Consider the following 20,280-nt stretch of genomic DNA (forward strand, 5'->3'; position numbering starts at 1 on the left):
TTCTCCTAGTGATAACAGTTCGGGCCACGAACATTGCTGTGAACAAGGTTCGGCGTATTCGCTTTATCTTTACTCAGTTGCCCCTCACGATTGTTCTTGAGTAGATTGTTGACGAAGGTGTAATTGGGTTTTGTTAGCATCAGTGCATCTTTACAGGCTTGCTCGAGGCGCGATTCGCCATGGGCTTTGCTCAGGTTGAGCAGCCCAAGGCAAGAACGATACGACTGCTCGGGATGAGGCTTAGAGTTCAGCATTTTATTGACGACTTCCCGTGTGGCGGGGCCGATATTGGCCCCCCAGTTGAGTAAACGTCCAGGCGACCACTTTTGATGTTGATGATTACTCGGCATGTGCTCAGGTTGAGTGCTGTTTCCGCGCTCCCTTTGGCTACGCGGGTGCTGGGCGACCAAGTTACCTTGATGGTAGATTTGCACCAGACGGTTGGAGGCTTCCAGTTCGACATGGTGGCCAACAAGCTGATGGGGAACCGAGTAGTAGTGACGGCGATATTCGATGTGATAATCAGGCCCAACCTTGGCTCGCTTGGTTTCAGTATATAGATATCGCTGCTTAGGAAGAGGCTTTAACGCGGGTTTATCGAGTTTGTCGAACAGCGCTTTGCGGCTCGCACCATAATGCTTCATCTCACGTTCGTTTAAGTCATTCATCAGCTCACGGATGGCAAGGTTCAGCTCTTTGAAGGTATAGAAGGTTTGATGGCGAAGTCGCATCATGATCCAGCGTTCCACTAGGAGCACGGCATTCTCTGCCTTGGCTTTGTCTTTCGGTTTGTAAGGGCGAGCTGGCATCACTGCGGTTTGATAGTGATTCGCCAGTTTTTGATAACTGTCGTTAAGTCTCGGCTCATAACGATTGGCTTTGGTGACCGCGCTACGTAGATTATCGGGAACCAAGAGCTGTGGTACACCACCGAAGTGCTCGAACGCATTGGCATGCGCCTCTAACCAGTAAGACTTACCTTGACTCGGGAAGGCTTCAACATAGGTGTAATTGGACGCACCTAAGGTCGCCACGAACACCTCTGCTTCGCGCACTTCACCTGTATCAGGGTTGACCACTTGAAGCCGAGGCCCACAGTAATCGATAAACAGCTTGTCACCTGCCACATGGAGCTGGCGCATGCTGCGCTTTTGAGTTTTGAACCAACGAGTGAAGTGCTCGCAGAACTGAGTGTAAGCGTAAGCTTGTTCTTGATATTGCTCATGGTATTCCTGCCACAACAACATCTTTGTCATGCCTTTACGTCTGAGTTCGACTGCGTATTGAGTGAAGTCTGGCATGACTTTATCGCGACTGGCTTTCTTGCCGTGATACAGCGCTTGCGTGAGATCAGCATCGCTGCAACTTTCGGGTAGAGGCCAGCCAAGTTGGCTTTGTTTAAAGCGAGTAAGGAGTTCCGATATGGTGGACGGGCCGAGTTTCAGGCAAGAAGCGATACCACGATTGGAGAGACCGCAGTCGTACTTAAGGCGTAATACCTCTTTGATTTTGTTCATTGGAGTTCTCTTTTTGGCCATTGTCGCTTCCTTACGTTCTTGTTTAAGAAGTAAAGAATAGCGAGCTATTGATTTAAAAGAGAAAAAGGAAGGATTTCGGGCATTCCGATCGCGGTTTTCGCTATTCCGATCACCGATTTCGGAGTTAGGCTAAAAGTGATCGGATAATCGCGGAATCAGTGATCGGTTTAAACCGAAATGGGTGATCGGATAATCCCGAAATGACTGATCGGAATGCTCCGAAATATGCACTTAACTGCTGCAATTGTTAGTGAAGTTGGCTCTGGTCAACAATTTCAGAATGGTAGACAGTTTTCTGCATGGTGTGGACTAGTTCCTAAGCAGAATAGTACAGGTGGAAAGAATAGCCTTGGATCCTTATCAAAGAGTGGGAATCGAGATCTAAGGACATTACTCATTCATGGTGCCAGGGCTGTACTACGTTGTAAAACTTCAAGCATGGACCCTATGGGAGTTTGGTTACGAGGTCTAATTGAACGACGTGGAAAGGCTAAAGCAATCGTGGCTTTAGTAAATAAGCTTGAGATGTTACAACGCTCAAGTGGGCGAATGTCAAAGCTATAAACAAAGTCATAAGACTAGGTATGCCTGTCAGAAGCTAACGGCTAGTTATATATGGCGTCGTTTGTTTTTAAGATGATTTGATCAACAACGTCTATCTTGATTAAAAGGGGCGTGAAATGGGGCGACTCTGCCCAAGCTGGTTAAATTTCAACCGTGGCAATTACCCTGCAAGATAGGGTCAGTTTGAATCTAGATCTAAGTGGATTGATCACATGTAACCCCGATAGTTGCACAGAAGTATTTTCAATAGTTTTTGATGTGATAGGAGCATCATTATGTTCAGTTTTGTGGTCATTTTAATAAAATTTAATTCATAAGATAAAGGTGTCGAGTTGACACCTTTTATTTTACTTACTGGCAAACTATAAGCTTACCTACGTCAGCATATTCTACAAGGTTTGGTCGATAGCTGGTCGGAATGGATACAGCTACTGGTTGAAGTGTATCAGGATCGATTCCTACCTGACTTTCGTATTCAAGGTACTCGTACTGGAAATCCATTTGATCAGTTGATTTGTATTTCTTCAATACACCTAATCCTGAAAAGCCTTTATCGATACATAATTGTTCCGCTTGAGCTGGTGTATACTCTACAATGATTTCTTCATACTTTCCTAAATCATTAGCAATCTTCTCTGTATTATAAAAAACGAACTGACCTTTTCCCGTAATTAGTCCTTGATTTTTAGCCGATATTTCAACTTTTGCGTTGGCTTGAACACTCCAACTATCAGGGTCATTTGAACCCATGAAAACAAATGAGCTGTTGTTAGCTTCTGACATAGGGAGGCGTATTGATATGTAGTTTTCATGATTATTAGTTTGTTGAGATAAATGAGTAATAGGAACCTCAAAGTTGTCCTGAAAGATTAGAATACGTCCACTAGCATAACTTACGTCAGGGGTGAGTTTATGTTCCTGTCCCCTAACTATAACACTTGTCGAAATATTCTCCATTTCCACCTTATCAGGCCAAACCAGCATAAATCGATTGATGATACTTCGTAAATCCATTGTGTTTGTATTGTTTGAATAAAAACTCAACTTTACATTCAAATAATCACCATCTATGACTGCTTCTGTCTGTACAGTTGCCCTAGGGATTATGTGTGCAACCTTTTTGTGTTCAAAATAATGGGGGAATTTGTCACCATCACTCATATAGCTAACGAGAACATCTGGTAGGCCATAAGTCATACCGCCATCATGCCCAAATGAGTGGTTATGGAGCTTTTCATGAAGATATGTGGTTTTGGGTATTGTCTGACCTTCTTGATACAATCTGTAATCACGGACAGATAGGAAACCACCACTCGCCATTGTTGCGTAACCGTAGTAACTGTGCATCAATAAACGATGCTCAGAACTAGGTTCAAAAGTAAGCATCGATATAATTTTTCGGTTTGGGTTACTGGTGTCATAACCTGTTTTAAAGTGCGTATGATCGTGTGGGCAATCCATTCTTTCAATGAAAACAGGTTCAGCTCTTTTTGTTCTATAGTTACTTATGTAATCAGCAAAATGTAAATTGAAGCTCAAATCGTTCAATGCGTTTTTATATGCGCGCATTTCTTGTTCGTATTGAAACGCATTGTACTCTGAAGGTATCCCATATAGGTCGTCACTAGGTTTGTCTTTGTATTCGTTCATATGCATTCGAAAGAATGGTTGCTCTTCCACGAATTCAACAAAACGCACTTTATCAACGTGCGTGTCAAAATTAAAGTTGAAAGTTTGCTTCTGAAACGGCTCAAGAATAGTATCAAGCTTGAACAATAAGTCGTTTATTTTTAGCGTAGGCTGGCTAAGGTAACGAGGTGTGGCATTAATCACTTCGTAATTATTAAGACCTTCAGTGTGTCGTACTGTAATTTCATCGAGACTAAACGCTTCCGTATATTCTCGTTCAATGCTTACAACTGAAGAAATATTACTGTTAGGGATCAAATAATTTATGTCTGCTGATGGAGTAATCGTATCTGGCATTGGTCGAACCGTTGGCGTTAATGGCTCAGATGGTGGATTTTGACCGTCTAGTTCTGGCGGTACTATAAGGGGCACGGTCTCCACTTCACCTTTATCTATGTTGTCTTTATCTTTGCTAGGGTTATTTGTAGTTTCTTCTGAACAAGCCATTAGAAATATAGAACATGACATAACGAAAAGCACTTTATTAATTTTCATAGTTACCCTGAAAAAATGTAGAGTTTTTTATTTAGTTCTTAAAGCTTATCATTGCATGATCGACTTTTACTCGTTACCAAGCATTTCAACTCGTTTAGTAAAACTATAAGTTTTATGATTGTAAGTGTCCGTTATAAATAGCTAGGATATTAACTTTTCTTCCTAGATAAGGTGGCATACTAGCTAATTAAAGGAAATTATTTATGACTGTAAAAAATAATAGTATACCTATGGAATATATTATACGCAATTAACTCAAAGCAATCTCAGAATATTCTTACATGAAGGGGGCGAATCGTGATTTAATCATTTCTATCATACTGTTTATAAAACGAATTTTTTCGATTCCGCTACCTTGGAGTGACATTAGAAGATCATTGTTGCTTTCCGAAGGTACTGACTGCTAATGGCTTTGATGTGATAACCGTTTATCACGCGATGAACCCAATTAAAAGGCTGAATGATTGAGTAAAACGCCCGAGAAGAGACTTATTTCTGGCCTGATTTTTATTCAAGAGTAAATATATGCCGCCATTCTATCGCCACTGTTAATTCCAGTTTTTTGTAAGTTTATGTTTTAAGATAACTTAATATATCAATGTATATAATGGCTTCACTGATTCAATCTGGCCTAGATCTGACACCAATCATTACTCACCACTACAAAGTGGACGACTTCCAGAAAGGCTTCGACATGATGCGCTCTGGTATGTCTGGTAAAGTAATCCTTGATTGGGAATAAGCAAAAGGAGTAAACACTCCCGAGCTTCCTGATTAATTGAAAATGCCTCAAAGCGATTTGGGGCATTTTTGTATCTAAATTCTAACTAGGGTTAACTTATCTCTCTGTCACTTAATGGCCATTTTACTGCCCAGTAATCTCTAAAATACTCAATAAGCAGTTACATCTTATTGTTTTACTATTGAAGAGAGGGCTCATGGCTTGTAAACCACTTGCACTAATAATAACTGGACTATTATTAACGCCGAATTTTGCTAGCGCTAGGGACGATATTTCGAAATCTGAAAGCGATCAGGCAGCAGAACAGGCAGCAAAGGAACTTGCAAACCCAAACACAGCTTACGCTAGCCTTAATTTAAAGCTCCAGTATTCAGGTGGTTACGATGGTGGAGGGGACAGTTTCGCTACAGTATTACAGCCGACACTGCCGTTTCCCATGGATAACGGCGACAAAGTGATCTTCCGCCCGGCCATCTCTTATGTACAGAACGATTTCCATGTGGACGCACCAGCAAGCTCGCAACACACGGAGCAGTCAGGCTTTACAGACATCTCATTTGATTTAGCTTATGCGCCTAAAATGGAGGGCGGTACTATTGTCGCGTTCGGTATCTTTGCTTCGTTGCCAACGGGCAGCAGTGACTTAACAGCGGATCAATTTGCTGTCGGACCAGAGTTTATGGTCGGGAAAGCGAGTAGCGAGCGAGTTGTCGGTATGTTCCCAAATCACTTGTATGGTGTTTCTGGAGACGGAGCCGACCATTCTGATACTCGAATCAACAAGACATCGACACAAGTGTTTTGGGTGGAGATATTAGGCGGAGGGTGGACGGTAGGTTCTGCGCCGACATTCTCGTATGACTGGAATAAGGATCTGGCGGAAATTCCGTTAAACATCAGTGTTAGTAAAACAACGGTTCTGAATGGACGCCCTTGGAAGTTTGGCATTGAAGCGAACTATTACCTTGAGAAAGACGAAAAAACGCGTCCAGATTTTATGTTGAGCTTTAATATCAGCCCTGTGGTGGAAAATAAACTGACATCTTTGTTCGATTAAGCCGTTATTTGAAATACAGTTTTAGAAACGAAAAAGGCTGAACGATCATCGTTCAGCCTTTGGTGTTATTGGATTAAGCGATTCTATTAACCAGCAGCAACTTGCATGATGAGACCACAGATGTAAGCGCCGTATGTACCGAGAGCATAACCCAATACCGCCATTAGGATACCTACTGGTGCCAATGCTGGGTGGAATGCAGCCGCGACGATAGGTGCCGATGCAGCGCCGCCTACGTTAGCTTGGCTACCTACAGCCATGAAGAACAATGGTGCACGAATTAGCTTCGCCATCACAATCATTAGAAGGGCATGGATAGTTAACCATGTAATACCAATGAAGAAGTAACCTGGGTTGTCTAATATAGCTGTCACATCCATTTGCATACCGATAGTTGCAACTAGGATGTAGATGAACGCTGAACCTACTTTAGACGCGCCGCTGTGCTCAAGGCTACGTGTAGATTTGAAGCATGAAGCGATCAGCGCGAACGTTGTCACCATTACGATCAGCCAGAAGAAGCCAGATGTTAGGCTATATTTCGCAAGCTCCGGCGCGTTGGTTGAGATCCATGGTGCAATCATGTCACTGAATAAGTGAGCTAAACCCGTCAAACCGAAAGCAATTGCCGTGATCTTCATAAGATCGGTTGTTGTTGTTGGGCGAGCGTTCTCTTCTTGGTATTTAGATACCGTCTCTTTTAGCTCTTCGATAGATGATGTGTCTGCTTTTAACCATGCATCAATTTTCTTCTGGCGACCTGCCATGATAAGTAACACGGCCATCCAAATGTTCGCACAGATAACATCAACCGTAATCATTGCAGAGAATAGTTGATCATCAACCTCGAACACTTCTTTCATTGCTGCTTGGTTCGCACCGCCGCCGATCCAAGAACCAGCGACAGTTGTAAGGCCACGCCATACATCGCCAGATACGAGGTCAGGGTTAACTTGGTCGATAATTAAAATCGCCAAAGGGCCACCAATGATGATGCCGACAGTACCCGTTAGGAACATGATGACGGCTTTTGAGCCAAGGCCGAAGATTTTGCGTAGGTCAGCTGAGATGATCAGTAGAACGAGTGCGCTTGGTAATAGGTAACGACTTGCAACAAAGTACAGCTTTGAGTTTGATGCGTCGATGATGCCGAAACTGTTCAATAAAGAAGGAACAAAGTAACAGAGCAATAGACCCGGAACGAACGAGTAGAATTTTTTCAGTGCGCTATTTTGGCTACTTTCCGTGATAAAAACACCGCCAAGAATAACAGCTAACATGCCCATTATTACAGCATCATTAGTAATCATTATTATATCTCCTTTAAGGTGAGCGCAAAGGTCTCACTTTTTGAATTGCAGGACTATACCGACAACCGCCATTCGTTACAAATTGTAACGATAGACATACTTTGAAATGTTTATGTTAATTTTGATGGTTTGAATTTGTGAATGTCGTGCGTTATTTATTTGATTGATGAATGGGTTTGTTGAGGCTTTTGCGGCGGATTTAGATATATGCAATGTAATTCAAGCCTTAGAGAGTGGTCGCTATGATTTAGGTGGATGTTTGAATGGCAGGAATGAGTGCATATATAGCCATGTTTATGGTGTGGTTTATGCAGGGTTGGAATGTTTCAATAATGTAAAAATTGAATCCACTTTTGCTATGTGGTCAGAAATTAAAAATTTTAGCTAGATCACACAAATATCTCGGATTATGAGTTTCAGAACCTGATACTTATGTTCATTTGACGTTTTGTAGGGGTTAAATGAAAGAAAAAGCGGCTTAAATAGCCGCTTTTGATGGTTGCATTGCATGGTCATCTAGAGCTGTAGCTTAGACTTCTGCTTAAGACTCTTCTTCCTCAAAGCCATCTGCATAACCTTTTGGTGGTGGTGTCCAACCACGTTCAGATCGAGAGTGTTTGTCTGAACGGTCTTTCTTCATGTCTTCTTTCATTGCTTCTTCAAGATGAATGAAGATTTGTCGGTAGTTGTTGTCGTAGCGTGGGTTCTCTTCCGCTTCAGACCAAGCTTGGTAAAGCTTTTCAGACTTACGGCTCTCAACACGTTGATACGTCGATTTTTGCTGCTCGACGAAGAATGGGTGGTGCCCTAAAGAGCGCAAGGCTTCTGCTCCCATTTCAAGTGCAGAGTGGTAAGTTTCGGACACTACAGAATCTGCACCTGCTTCTCGTAAGCGATAACTATGACCACGGTCGAATGCGCGGGCTAAGATTTTCACTTTAGGGTAGGTGTGTTTAACGTACTTCACTAATTCAACGCTTGAGTCTTGGTTATCGATCGCTACTACTAGCATTGCGGCTTCTTCGATTCCGGCGGTATGCAATAAATCGTGACGAGTCGCATCACCAAAGTAAGATTTGATATTGATGGAGCGTAATAAATCTACTTGGTTCGCTTGGTGATCCAGAACCACAGTATTGACATCATTCGACACCAACAAGCGGTTAACGATTTGACCGAATCGACCAATGCCCGCAATGATAACGGTACCTTTCTCTTCGATGGTATCTTCTTCGCGGTCGTTAGATTTTTGTTCGTAACGAGGAAGAATCACTTTATCAAATAGAATGAACAGCCCTGGTGTTAGGAACATTGAAAGTGCCACAACCAGCGACAATGTTTGAACGATGTCAGCAGGTAATACGTGGTTTTGAGCTGAGAAGCTTAGTAGTACAAAACCAAACTCACCGGCTTGCGCCAAGCTCAGTGTAAACAGCCAACGGTCACTGTTTTTGATTTTGAAGATCAATGCCAACGTAAATAGCACCAAGGCTTTAAGAAGCATAACGCCAAGAGTGAGGCCAATGATCAAACCAAAGTCGTTGAATAGAACATCAAAGTTGATGCCAGCACCAACGGTAATGAAGAACAAGCCAAGTAGCAGCCCTTTAAACGGGTCAATATTAGACTCAAGCTCGTGGCGGAATTCACTGTTCGCTAAAACCACACCCGCAAGGAAGGTACCCAAAGCCGGTGATAGGCCGACTAGGCTCATCAGTGCAGCAATACCAATCACCAACATCAGTGCGGTTGCAGTAAAGATTTCACGCAGGCCTGAGCTTGCCACGAAGCGGAACAGTGGACGACTCAAGAAGTGTCCGCCGACCACAACAATCGCAATAGATGCTGTGATCACAAGGCCATAAGCCCAACCGGGTAGGCCAGCAACAAGACTTAACTCTTCATGATGATCAGAGGCCGAAGCGACCGCGCTTTGTGCAGCTTCAATTAATTCTGGCAACGCTAATAGAGGAATGAACGCCAACATAGGGATGACGGCAATATCTTGGAACAGTAGGACTGAAAAAGCGTTCTTGCCGCCTTCTGTTTTGGATAGCCCTTTTTCGTTAAAGGTTTGGAGTACAATCGCGGTAGATGACAGTGCGAAGATCAAACCGATAGTCAGCGCAATGGTCCAAGGTTGTCCGAAGAAAAGGGCGATACCCATTACAATCGCGGTAGTGCCACCAACTTGCAGGCCACCCAGCCCCATCAGTCGGTTTCTCATTGCCCAAAGCATCTTAGGCTCAAGTTCAAGGCCGACCAAGAACAGCATCATAACCACGCCGAACTCGGCAAAGTGTTGGATGGTTGTGGTCTCTTCACCCACTAAGCCGATGATTGGGCCAATCACAACACCAGCAATGAGGTAACCTAATACAGAACCAAGACCAAGTCTTTTGGCAATAGGCACGGCAATAACTGCTGCGACTAAGTAGATAAACGCTTGTAGAAAATATCCCGTCATTATTTAACCTCTGCCATTAGTTCTTCTACGTAGTGGTTGAGTTTTTCTGCTTTGCTGGCTTTCTTAATATTGATCTTGCCGGCAACCAACGCCTCTAACAGCACTTTATAGCTATCGACATGCTCTTGAATGCGGTTTTCTTCCAACGCGGTACGCGAGCCAAATAACGCAAAGGGCGCGAGATAGTTCATCCCACACAGAGAAGCAGTTTGTTCGATTGGGTGAAGCAGCTCTCGAATAGTGAAATGGTTGTAACCATCACTTTGGTAGGCATCTTTTTTACCACCTGCAGTAATGCTACATAATAAGTTCTTACCCTGTAGTTCATTGCCATCGGCGCCGTAGGCGAAGCCGTATTCAAGAACAAGGTCTTGCCACTCTTTAAGAATTGCCGGTGTTGAGTACCAATACAAAGGAAACTGAAAAATGATGATGTCATGGTCTAACAGGCGTTTCTGTTCACGGTCGATGTTGATTTTAAATGTCGGATACTCGGCATAGAGATCGACACAGGTAACACCGTCAACGCGTTTGGCTTGTTCAAATAAGGGTTTGTTTGCTTCAGAACGATGTTGAGAAGGGTGGGCGAATAGCACCAAGACTCGATTTTTCGACATATAGCCCTCTTTGTCCATTAACGAATAATATTTATTGGAATTATAGTTATACAATAATAGAAGAATGGTTGAACAACAACGAATTAGCCCATACTTCTTTGTTTAGATACGTGTGCTTTCTGCGTTTAATTATATAAGACACCAGTCATTTTGTGTCTTTCAGGCACAAGTAGCCGATGACTGAGTAAAACTAATTATTCACGAATAGTAAAAGCGAATGTGGGCATTTTATGTCACCGTTGGTGGGTAACGTAAATAATCCAATAACCCTACATAGAACGATAATGAATAAAGGAAAAAACTATGAGCATGGACTTGCGTCAACAATGTGATTTGTTGCTTTCTGGTCATCTAGAACCGACACCAGCACAAACATTCGCTCAGATGGCTGAATGGTGTGAAACACACAATGTGAGCCATGATAGCTACGGTGATGGCGAGTTTATCGAGAGCTTTGAAAACAAGGTCGCAGAGCTGCTTGGTTATGAAGCCGCCGTATTTGTTATTACCGGCACCATGAATCAACCCACAGCATTAGAAATTGCGTGCCAAGAGAAAAGAAACCCGGTAGTAGCGATGCATGAGTCGAGTCATATCATTCGCCATGAACGCCAAGGGTATCAGCTCCAAAATCGTTTCAACGTGCTTCCGGTCGGCAATGTATTTCGCACTTGGAATGTTGATGACTTAAAGGCATGGCCTGATGAGATTGCAGCCGCTCTGTATGAATTACCGATGCGTGAAATTGGCGGCCAATTGCCAGAATGGGATGAGCTTGAAGCGATCAAGCAATACTGCAAAGAACAATCGATTCACCTTCATATGGACGGTGCACGTTTGTGGGAATGTGGCGCGTATTATAAAAAGCCATACAGCGAGATTGCTCAGGGCTTCGATAGTGCTTATGTTTCGCTGTACAAAGGTCTCAATGGGCTGGGTGGTTCGTTATTACTGGGTGATAAAGCCTTTGTCGCGAAAGCATCGGCGTGGATGAAGCGCCAAGGTGGTAATGTTTATCACCGAACGCCTTATGTGGTTTCAGCAGCAATGCAGTTTGATGAGCGATTAGAACTGATGCCTGCTTTATACGAACGCACCAAACAGGTTTATCAAATCCTACAAGATTACCCTCAGTTTACGGTTAACCCGCAGCAACCGCAGGTCAACATGCTTCACCTCTATTTACCTGTGAGCTACGAAGACGGCATTATTGTGAGGGATAACATAGCGAAGAAACACAAGGTTTGGATAGGAAACCCAGCGATCAGCGAACTGCCAAACCAATGTAAGATTGAATGGTATGTAGGGGATAACTTACTGAATCTGCCTGATCATGAGCTGATCGACATTCTTGATTTTATTAACGAAGAGCTGATTTGATTAACTAAGGGTTAATTTGATTGCGGAAGAGTTGAGTTGATTAACTAAGGGTTAATTTGATTGCGGAAGAGTTGAGTTGATTACAGAAGAACGGACTGCAGAAGAGCGGAGCTAATGGAAATGGATACAAGAAATCGGTCCGGTATCCATTTATGCAGCTAGGATGACAGGCTCTGTTACATATACTGGTTGATGTACACATCAACTAAGAACATGAACACTGGAACCGTGCTGAGAAGTCCGAAGAAGACGATTGGCACCCAGTTTTTGATTTTCTTTTTAGGTTGCTCAGTGTTATTCATAAATTCGGCCTTAAATTCGTTGTTGAGTCTGTTTAGCTTTTTGGTACTAAAAATCTAAGTGCATGGTATCAAATAAATGGGTTTAGCCCTAAGTGGATTTAGAGAATCGTGGCGTGAATCAATCACATAAAATGTAAGTGATTCATAAACGGTTCATAAAGGTTCAACAATAATGAACCTATTAGAACAAGCATTGCCTTACTCGGCATATCAAATAAACAGCATTTAAAGATTTGGAGAATACAGAATGAAAACAATAGGAAACATCATTTGGTTTCTGTTCGGTGGCGTATTTATGGGACTAGCTTGGTGGTTCTTCGGACTGCTCGCATTCCTAACCATCGTTGGTATTCCATGGGGTAGAGCGTGTTTCGTTATGGGTAACTTCTCATTCTTCCCATTTGGTCAGGAAGCGATTTCGCGTGACGAGCTAACCAATGAAATGGACATCGGCACGAGCCCGCTAGGTGTGATTGGTAACGTTATTTGGTTCTTATTTGCGGGGATCTGGCTTGCGATTGGTCACATCATGTCAGCTGTGGCGTGTTTCATTACCATCATTGGTATTCCGTTCGCGATTCAACACCTTAAATTAGCGGTTATCTCACTGGCGCCTATCGGTAAGACGGTTGTCGATAAACGTGAAGCAGAAGCGGCGCGAGTAAGAAATTACAAGGGTTAAGATTACACTTTTAGCCTGATTGAACTGAAAAGCACATCGTATGATGTGCTTTTTTTGTGCCTCTGTTCTTATCTCTTGACGCTCATATCCCAAACACTAACTAGGCGTTGTTGAGCTAGACATTATTGAACAGGACTTCAAGCCGCAGGGTGATGTTGGCTTCTTCGGTATGTTTCTCATGGGGTTCTCGTTCCCATTGATAACGAGGGATGAGTTCGTAGAACAGCCACTCTTTCCATACGTTTTGTCGGTAGGTAACCGAAACCTGAGCGTATTCGTAATGATTATGAGGCTCATCCGTTGCATTAATCGTGGCACTGTATTGAAGAGCTTGGTCTTGAGCAAGGTAGTGATACAAGGTTAATCCCGTACCATAATTCCAACCTTTAAGGTCGTCGTTATACCCCGCAAAGCTTGACCATCGAGCCAAGAAGTCATCACTCAAAGAAAGATCAAAGTCGATGTCAGTGATCTCACCAGTCTCCTGTTTTTCCTGATATACCCGCTGGGTAAGCCTGAATACCACATCGGTGGTCAGAGGGTAGGTAAAACGGTAGCGAGCTTCGATACGCGGTCGCAATGTTGCCTTAATATTGAAGCTACTGTAACCCTTGGCATAAGCGTCATAACGCAGGCCTAATGCACTTTCCAATTCATCGGAATCATTCGGAAAAAAATCCAAGAATTCTTCATCGCTGACAGACTCGTAGATCAATTTTAGGCGTTTACTGACAAAAGGAAGATGCAGACGCGCATTGAGCTTGGTTGAGTAGTCGAGCTCCCCACCTTCTGAATAAATAAAATCGTTATACCAACGTACAGATGTGCCAGCTCTGGCATCTTCAGTTATTCGGTCATCTACAAAGAAGCTATCGAACCAGAGTGCAGGTTGGCAAAACTTGCTGTTTAGGTAGTGGTAAGCTTTTTCGACGCGCGTGTCTTCTGTGACACTCATCCTGTTCCTCCGCGAAGGCAGAGTGGGAAACGAGCGATGCTAATAATGAGGAGTTAACTATCCAACGACTCAATGGAACCTGTTTGTCATTCTATGTATCAATAGTTTGACTATAACTAAGCAGTTATGACAATGCGACTTTTAAAGAGATTTATCTTAATCAGTGGCTATTCAAAACAGAGACTTGAATAACATATGGCAGGTAAAGAAAACGGGCTCAGTAGGTGAGCCCGTTTGTCGATAAGTTTATAAGTGACTTAATGGCAGATTACATTGCCGCTTCGAAAATCGCAGAGATTTCTTCGTGGGTCGCTTGTTTAGGATTAGTAAAACCACATGCGTCTTTCAGTGCGTTGTCAGACAGAGTAGGGATATCTTCTAGCTTCGCACCAAGTTGCGCGATACCTGTTGGGATGTTCACGTCATTTGCTAGTTGAACAATTGCTTCGATCGCAGCTTCTGCACCTTGCTCTGGTGACATACCTTCAACGTTAACGCCCATTGCTTTTGCAACATCACGTAGACGCTCAGGACAAACTTGCGCGTTGTAGCGTTGAACGTGTGGTAGCAAGATAGCATTACACACACCGTGTGGAAGATCGTAGAAGCCGCCTAGCTGATGCGCCATCGCATGAACATAACCTAGTGACGCGTTGTTGAACGCCATACCCGCCATGAACTGTGCGTAAGCCATTTGCTCACGCGCTTCAATGTCTTCGCCGTGTGCTACTGCTGTTCTTAGGTGTGCTTGAACAAGCTCGATTGCTTTAATTGCTACCGCGTCTGTAATTGGCGTTGCGGCGATAGAAACGTAAGCTTCGATTGCGTGTGTTAGCGCGTCCATACCCGTAGCTGCAGTCAGTGATGCAGGTTTAGCGAGCATCAACTCGGGGTCGTTTACTGAGATAAGCGGTGTTGTGTGCTTATCAACGATCGCCATCTTAATGTGACGCTCTTCATCGGTGATGATGCAGAAACGTGTCATTTCAGATGCTGTACCTGCTGTTGTGTTGATAGCAATAAGAGGCATCATAGGTTTTTCAGACTGGTCTACGCCTTCGTAATCAGCAATCTTGCCGCCGTTAGAAGCAACTAATGCGATACCTTTTGCGCAGTCGTGTGGAGAACCACCACCTAGAGAAACAACAAAATCACAATCGTTGTCAGTCAGCAATTCTAGACCATCGTTCACGTTAGTGATGGTTGGGTTTGGTTGAGTGCCATCGAATACAACTGCGTCTACGCCGCGCTGGCTAAGAAGGTCTTGTACCTGCTTAACTACACCAATTTGATTCAGGATCTTATCTGTAACGATCAGACCTTTTTTAAAGCCTTGAGACTGGATGCTATCAGCAGCATCTTTCAAACAGCCAGTGCCCATGAAGTTGATTGTAGGGATGTAAAATGCAGTAGACATTGGAAAACTCCGTTAATTATGATTTTTAATTTCCTACATGTTGTCGGCATTCAAGTGGTCGACCATTGATCTGGAACAACTTTGATTTCGAACTAACACTTTCTGGTTAGTCGTTGTGATAGGGCTCATATAGCAATCGTTTTTATGGTTTTCTGGTGTGTTCTTTGTCAGTAGTGGATAGTGATAAATTGACTCGATCAGAAACAGAATTGCGCTCTATAACAATGAAAAATAAGCTTATTCACTGAAAGTCGGTTCAATTTCAGCCAGGATTGAGCTTTTCTCTGAGTTATCACTGCATTCAATTTGAGGAGCTTGTGACTCTTCAGTGTTAGGGGTGTCTTCTGGTTCCTCATCATAGTATTTGACAAGAAAAGGGGTGAGCATGACAGATGACGGTAAAAAGTGCTTCATAATAGCTCCCGGTACCTAATGTGTATTTCTTGTATGGTATGGGTTTAATATGTGGCAAAATTTGCGATACATCATGACTTGTGGCTTGTTTTATATAAATTATTAGATTTATATACAGGCTCACAGATTTACGAGTAAAGCGATTGCCAGCCTACAAGGCGAAAAGAAAAATTAAGCAAAACTACGATAAAAACAGACACAGCATTGCTCAACAGCGCGAATAACAGGACAGAAAATGAAGTACGATTGGATATTCTTTGATGCGGATGAAACCTTGTTCCACTTTGATGCTTTTCAAGGAATGAAGCTGATGTTCTCCCGTTTTGGTGTGGACTTTAGTGAACAGGATTATTCGGTTTACCAAGAGGTGAATTTACCACTTTGGGTAGATTACCAAGATGGGCGCATTACGGCAGCTCAACTGAAGCACGCGCGTTTTGAAAGCTGGGCAACAAAGCTAGAGACAACAACAGCAGAACTAAACAGTGCATTTTTGACCGCAATGGCAGACATCTGTTCGCTGCTTCCTGGTGCAAAAGAGTTGATGGAGTCTTTAAAAGGCAAAGTGAACATGGGCATCATTACCAATGGTTTCACCGAGCTGCAATCTATCCGTTTAGAACGCACTGGAATGACAGACTATTTTGACCACGTGATCATCTCTGAAGAAGTGGGTGTTGCTAAACCAGATGCTGAAATCTTTGAACATGCACACAAGCTTGTTGGCTTACCAGCAAAACGACGCGTATTGATGGTCGGAGATAACCCACATTCAGATATTCTAGGCGGACTAGATTTTGGCATTGAAACTTGTTGGTTAAACAGTCAAGAAAAGGCAACGCCAGCGGGTATTAACCCTCATTATCAAGTTAAGTCTTTAGCTGACCTGCAAGCACTTCTATTGGCATAATTGCTAATTGCTAATTGCTAATTGCTAATTGCTTTTAGATTTTTGAGTGAATGATTGATAGCCGAGTGCAGTTATGTGCTTGGCTACTTATTTTTACCTACTGCAAGTTATCGATAGTGGTGCTTAAGCCTATCTTTGCTTTAAGCTCGCTTTAATTAGACCATTACAATAAAGAAAAGGAAGAGGCGTGCTGAAATCTCATCGCCATAGCTGCTACGGCATTGCTGCCATTTTACTTTGGAGCTGCTTAATTGCGCTTTCTCGTAGCGTATCAGAACAACTAGGCCCAATCGGTGGCGCTGCCAGTCTTTATACGGTGAGCTCAATTTTGTTGGTCTGTGTTATGGGTTTACCAAAGCTGTCACGCTTTTCTAAGTCTTATTTGCTGATTGGCGGCACCTTGTTCGTTTGTTATGAGATCTTCTTGGCTCTGGCTTTAGGAATGGCAAACAATAGACATCAAGCCTTGGAAATGGCTGTCATCAACTACTTATGGCCAGCACTGACGGTGTTATTTGCGGTGCTGCTGAGCGACAAGAAAATTAACTGGTTGGTTTACCCAAGTATCTTCTTGGCCTTCTTTGGCGTCGCTTGGAGCATCAGCGGCGATCAGGGGCTTTCTGTTGAACAAATCGCTGCCAATGTTGCTACTAACCCAAAAACTTATTCAATGGCGTTTTTCGGCGCGATTATTTGGGCGGTTTACTGTAATTACACTCAGAAAGTGGCGAAAGGGCAGAATGCGATTGTGTTGTTCTTTATCGCAACGGCAATCACCTTGTGGATCAAATACGCATTGAGTAACGAAACCGGCATGGTGATGACAACCAGTGCTGCGATTGACTTAGTGTTGGCAGGCGTGTGTATGGGCGCAGGTTACGCGCTTTGGAATACAGCGATACTTGGCGGCAATATGGTCTTCTTGGCGACCATGTCGTATTTCACGCCTATTTTTGCGACCTTACTGTCTTCTATTATTTTGGGTTTGTCATTGAGCATGACGTTTTGGCAGGGCGTTTGTATGGTAACGATTGGCTCTTTAGCTTGCTGGTGGGTAACCAGAGACAAAAAGCCGACGGTTACGGCGTCGGCTTCTAAAAAGGTTCAATCAGAGTCTTAGTCAGCGAGAGGTTGATTGGTTAGCTCTTGGTTCTTAACTCTCGACTCTTAACTCGCGATATTGAGATTCAATTGAAGCTCATAAGGCATCTTCGATAAGCGTCGCTTAAGTTGGCGGCGCGTACGTTCAATATCATCGACCGCAATCACTTGTTGGTCGTTGGTATGAATATCAACATTGATTCGTAATTCTGGACCAACCTTAGTCACGCCCATTAGCTCTAAATCTTGATCCGCTTCTTTGTCTACCGCGACAACGTTCTTATCTACCGCATCACAAATATCTTTGTTTGCCGACATCATAAGCAGTTCGCGCATCGCCTCACGTAACATGTCGAAAGGCACTTTGATGAAGTAGAAAGACATTAGCAACATCATCATTGGGTCGGCATACACTGCGTATTCTGCAAGCGGAGAAAAAGTAATTAACCAAGCCGCTACGAAACCCGCGGTTACCGCTACACTCAGTAGCGTATCCATTTGCCACTGTTTAGACTCAGCCTGAATCAGACCTGAAGAAATACGTTTACTCTTATTCGCGATGTACCACCAAGCGTAACCACAACCCAGTACGTTGAAAATACCAAACAGAGTTGCGATAGAAGCATCAACTTCACGGCCACCCGTCATTAGGGCACCAATCGCAGAGTAAAGTGAATAACCAACCACAAGAAGAATCACAACGGCTTTAATCGCAATCACAATCGGCTCGATGATAGCTCGACCAAACGGGAACTCAGTGTCCGAAGGGCGATTGATGTATTTCGAGGCAGCTAGTGACAATAAAGTTAACAGTAAGCTGATAAGAGAATAGACACCGTCAAATACTATGACCAGAGAGCCAACGAGAAGACCCAACACCAATCCGCCAATTGCGAAGCCTGATGCTAAAAGGGCTGAGAACAATAGTACTCGATTTTCGTTTTGGCTTTTCCTGTCACACATAATATTTTCCAGATGTTTTTGATAACTTCATTGTTCTAATAATGAGCTAACTTTACAAACTTTATCTGATGATGTTTATATGTCTTATTTAATTCGAACATATAAATCAATAAAATTCAGTGACTTAAGATCAGGGTGTGGTGTCAATAAAGTTGACGTTGAGTGTTTTTTGGTGATGGTGTGCAACTGAAATAGGATCGTTTATGATTAATACAACACATTAGTCGCTAAGGTCTTATTGGTCTTCTAGATTTGACTGCGACTGCGATGGACAAGGAGTGAATCAATATGAAGTTTGACGATATCAGTGATAATGAGTTGTGGGCGATTGCTAACCCGATCATGGATAATCTGATGGATGGTTCAACTAAGGTTGATCATGAACAGCACTGTCGAGATTTTACTCAAAGGATGAAAGACATTGTTACGCCAGAATATTTAGAAAAGGTGTGTCACCATTATCAGCACAGTAATGGCTTTTTTGCTGAGCGTGAGCAAGTTGCTTTATTTAGACGTTCAGACTCCATCGCCTTTGTGTGGAAACAAGCTTACACCATCGCCAAAGGTGAGTTTGTCGCTGAAATGGTATTGGTTGAAGAAGACGGACGCTATTTAGTGGATCACGTGATGGTCTTTTAGGAGTAGTGCTGTTTGTGGTTTTTCCCTTTGTTATCGACGATAAGCAATAAGCGCGAGCTAGAAATCAAACAAATAATCACTAAGCTGGTCGGCCAACCAATTCATTCCTGGGTGCTCTGCCATGCCAGCCGCGGTAAACATACAGTAGTCTTCTTGTGTTAAACCGTAGGTGTGTTTGATCACGGCAAGCTCTTGTTCACGCAGTAAATGGCGAATCAATGGCTCAGGCATTACGCCCCATGCTTCTTCACGTAGAATCGTATCCAACATAAAGTCGAAGCTAGAGAAGCCAATGTAACGACGCGAGAAGGGCTCAAGCTCAGGATTATCCTTTTCATTAAGATAAACCATGGTTGCTTGCATCGAATTTCTCAGTACTTCATCAGACACTCGTCGCATCGCACTCAAATCATGTCCTTTCTTACATACAGACATCATTCGAATCTTACCAAGCGGGTTGTAGATAATTCTTGGGTCATCGACGCGTTCGTAATCGACACCAAATGCGAAGTCGACTTGCTGAGTTTCAACTAGGTTAGCTAAGTCACCGCTCGATGCGAGAACGAAGTTGAATGAGGTAGAAGGGTACTTGTTATTTAAGGCGTGAGATAAGTCCTGCCACATTTCATCGGGTAGGGAGTCATCTCGTGCTATCCAAATTTCTGCGTTGAATTCGCCCGAAACATGCAAGCAGGTTTGTTTAATACGCGCGGCTGTCACCAACATGCCTTCGCAATCTTTGTAAATCGCTTTACCCGCTTCTGAAAGCTCAACGTGGTTTCCGCTGCGGACGAACAGCTCGACATCTAACTCTTTTTCCAAGGCTTTAATCGACATGCTGAGTTTGGTTCGGTTGCATTCTAACTGGCGTGCAGCTTCAGAAACTGATCCTAAATCAGCAACGGAACAAAAGGCTTGGACTTGAGAAAGGTTCATTTCATTTCCATATTGAGCGGGGGTCGGTGCATATTATCTGAATATTGTGCTGACTATCTTAGAAATAGTCCATCTTTGCATGATAACTCTATGACGAATTGA

Annotated in this window: 16 protein-coding genes and 3 pseudogenes; 8 read left to right on the plus strand and 11 right to left on the minus strand. The window is 43.2% G+C overall.

Features of this window, described 5'->3' with window-relative positions; genetic code table 11:
* Nucleotides 1–5: 5 nt before the first annotated feature.
* Nucleotides 6–1,538, minus strand: coding sequence for an IS21 family transposase (gene istA / locus AB4154_RS11895; protein ID WP_372123125.1), 1,533 nt, complete (start codon nt 1,536–1,538; stop codon nt 6–8).
* Between the two features lie 231 nt (nt 1,539–1,769).
* On the opposite strand from istA, the pseudogene AB4154_RS11900 reads away from it, so the two are divergent.
* A pseudogene (locus tag AB4154_RS11900) lies at nt 1,770–2,060 on the plus strand (transposase); the annotation flags it as partial.
* Nucleotides 2,061–2,453: 393 nt separating this feature from the next.
* Here the strand turns inward: AB4154_RS11900 and AB4154_RS11905 are convergent.
* Nucleotides 2,454–4,286, minus strand: a complete 1,833-nt coding sequence (locus AB4154_RS11905; protein WP_136975007.1) for a hypothetical protein — start codon at nt 4,284–4,286, stop codon at nt 2,454–2,456.
* A gap of 601 nt (nt 4,287–4,887) precedes the next feature.
* Between AB4154_RS11905 and AB4154_RS11910 the strand changes: the two are divergent.
* A pseudogene (locus AB4154_RS11910) lies at nt 4,888–5,028 on the plus strand (L-threonine 3-dehydrogenase); the annotation flags it as partial.
* Between the two features lie 196 nt (nt 5,029–5,224).
* Nucleotides 5,225–6,085, plus strand: coding sequence for a hypothetical protein (locus AB4154_RS11915; protein ID WP_372123127.1), 861 nt, complete (start codon nt 5,225–5,227; stop codon nt 6,083–6,085).
* An 86-nt stretch (nt 6,086–6,171) separates the two neighbouring features.
* Here AB4154_RS11915 and AB4154_RS11920 read toward each other — a convergent pair whose 3' ends face one another.
* From AB4154_RS11920 to AB4154_RS11930, 3 genes are all read right to left on the minus strand, one after another.
* Entirely contained in the window at nt 6,172–7,395 is a 1,224-nt protein-coding gene (locus tag AB4154_RS11920) for a DUF819 domain-containing protein (RefSeq protein ID WP_017105084.1), read from the minus strand.
* Between the two features lie 541 nt (nt 7,396–7,936).
* The gene (locus AB4154_RS11925; RefSeq protein WP_285954643.1) at nt 7,937–9,862 is read right to left on the minus strand and encodes a monovalent cation:proton antiporter-2 (CPA2) family protein; all 1,926 of its coding nucleotides are present in this window, start codon (nt 9,860–9,862) and stop codon (nt 7,937–7,939) included.
* Nucleotides 9,862–10,479, minus strand: coding sequence for an NAD(P)H-dependent oxidoreductase (locus tag AB4154_RS11930; RefSeq protein ID WP_046223961.1), 618 nt, complete (start codon nt 10,477–10,479; stop codon nt 9,862–9,864). The genes AB4154_RS11925 and AB4154_RS11930 overlap by 1 nt, the downstream gene beginning before the upstream one ends.
* Before the next feature lie 303 nt (nt 10,480–10,782).
* On the opposite strand from AB4154_RS11930, the gene AB4154_RS11935 reads away from it, so the two are divergent.
* The gene (locus AB4154_RS11935) at nt 10,783–11,859 is read left to right on the plus strand and encodes a low specificity L-threonine aldolase (RefSeq protein WP_372123129.1); all 1,077 of its coding nucleotides are present in this window, start codon (nt 10,783–10,785) and stop codon (nt 11,857–11,859) included.
* Nucleotides 11,860–12,035: 176 nt separating this feature from the next.
* On the opposite strand, the gene AB4154_RS11940 is transcribed toward AB4154_RS11935, so the two are convergent.
* Nucleotides 12,036–12,161, minus strand: coding sequence for a hypothetical protein (locus AB4154_RS11940; RefSeq protein WP_017075772.1), 126 nt, complete (start codon nt 12,159–12,161; stop codon nt 12,036–12,038).
* 247 nt (nt 12,162–12,408) lie between these two features.
* Here AB4154_RS11940 and AB4154_RS11945 point away from each other — a divergent pair, with 247 nt between their 5' ends.
* Nucleotides 12,409–12,843 carry a YccF domain-containing protein gene (locus AB4154_RS11945; RefSeq protein ID WP_004730224.1) on the plus strand — a complete coding sequence of 145 codons (435 nt, stop codon included), beginning with the start codon at nt 12,409–12,411 and terminating at the stop codon, nt 12,841–12,843.
* 115 nt (nt 12,844–12,958) lie between these two features.
* Here the strand turns inward: AB4154_RS11945 and AB4154_RS11950 are convergent.
* From AB4154_RS11950 to AB4154_RS11960, 3 genes and pseudogenes are all read right to left on the minus strand, one after another.
* Nucleotides 12,959–13,871, minus strand: a pseudogene (locus tag AB4154_RS11950) (hypothetical protein).
* Between the two features lie 195 nt (nt 13,872–14,066).
* Nucleotides 14,067–15,215, minus strand: coding sequence for an L-threonine dehydrogenase (yiaY, locus tag AB4154_RS11955; RefSeq protein WP_017069430.1), 1,149 nt, complete (start codon nt 15,213–15,215; stop codon nt 14,067–14,069).
* A 237-nt stretch (nt 15,216–15,452) separates the two neighbouring features.
* Nucleotides 15,453–15,629 (minus strand): hypothetical protein, encoded by a 177-nt coding sequence (locus AB4154_RS11960; protein ID WP_165905187.1) that lies wholly within the window; start codon nt 15,627–15,629, stop codon nt 15,453–15,455.
* Between the two features lie 235 nt (nt 15,630–15,864).
* Here AB4154_RS11960 and yjjG point away from each other — a divergent pair, with 235 nt between their 5' ends.
* Entirely contained in the window at nt 15,865–16,539 is a 675-nt protein-coding gene (gene yjjG, locus AB4154_RS11965) for a pyrimidine 5'-nucleotidase (protein ID WP_372123131.1), read from the plus strand.
* Nucleotides 16,540–16,726: 187 nt separating this feature from the next.
* A complete protein-coding gene (yddG, locus tag AB4154_RS11970; protein WP_372123133.1) occupies nt 16,727–17,659 on the plus strand; it encodes an aromatic amino acid DMT transporter YddG in 933 nt (310 codons plus the stop codon).
* Nucleotides 17,660–17,706: 47 nt separating this feature from the next.
* On the opposite strand, the gene AB4154_RS11975 is transcribed toward yddG, so the two are convergent.
* Nucleotides 17,707–18,603 carry a cation diffusion facilitator family transporter gene (locus tag AB4154_RS11975; protein WP_372123134.1) on the minus strand — a complete coding sequence of 299 codons (897 nt, stop codon included), beginning with the start codon at nt 18,601–18,603 and terminating at the stop codon, nt 17,707–17,709.
* Nucleotides 18,604–18,891: 288 nt separating this feature from the next.
* Between AB4154_RS11975 and AB4154_RS11980 the strand changes: the two genes are divergently transcribed.
* Complete coding sequence (locus AB4154_RS11980; RefSeq protein WP_017060899.1) at nt 18,892–19,242, plus strand: hypothetical protein; 351 nt, start codon at nt 18,892–18,894, stop codon at nt 19,240–19,242.
* 57 nt (nt 19,243–19,299) lie between these two features.
* Here AB4154_RS11980 and AB4154_RS11985 read toward each other — a convergent pair whose 3' ends face one another.
* On the minus strand, nt 19,300–20,178 hold the full coding sequence (locus tag AB4154_RS11985; protein WP_016797108.1) for a LysR family transcriptional regulator: 879 nt from the start codon (nt 20,176–20,178) through the stop codon (nt 19,300–19,302).
* Nucleotides 20,179–20,280: the final 102 nt, after the last annotated feature.

This window comes from Vibrio sp. 10N.286.51.B11 (assembly GCF_041469245.1).
GTDB lineage: Bacteria > Pseudomonadota > Gammaproteobacteria > Enterobacterales > Vibrionaceae > Vibrio > Vibrio crassostreae_C.